Origin of the sequence: Adlercreutzia equolifaciens (assembly GCF_029076695.1) — a bacterium.
Classification (GTDB): domain Bacteria; phylum Actinomycetota; class Coriobacteriia; order Coriobacteriales; family Eggerthellaceae; genus Adlercreutzia; species Adlercreutzia equolifaciens_A.
Map to the genome: position 1 here is coordinate 1 of NZ_JARFIK010000239.1, position 320 is coordinate 320.

A 320-nucleotide genomic window follows, 5' to 3' on the forward strand; every position below is an offset into this window, starting at 1 on the left:
GCGCGCGTAGGTGGTCAGCAGGGCGGCAAACTCCTCGCGGGTCACGTAGTTGTTGGGGCCGAAGGTGTTCGAGCTGCCGTAACCGCTGATGATGCCCTCGGCGCGGGCCCACGCAATGGCCGGCCCGTAGTACTCGTTGTAGTTCACGTCCTTGAACTTCGTCGAGGTGGCGGCAGGCTTGCCGGCCAAATTGTGCTGCACCGTGGCCGCCTGACCACGGGTGATGCGGTCATGGGGGCCGAAGGTGCCGTCGGCGTAGCCGTTCATGATCTTGCGATCGGTCACGAAGCCCAGCACGTCATCGATGGCGTACCATGCGC

1 protein-coding gene is annotated in these 320 nt (G+C 64.7%); it reads right to left on the reverse strand.

Annotated features, from left to right (window positions below; all coding sequences use genetic code 11):
* A partial coding sequence (locus PZH32_RS12215) for an S-layer homology domain-containing protein (RefSeq protein WP_275208524.1) occupies positions 1 to 320 on the reverse strand: 320 nt, incomplete at both ends.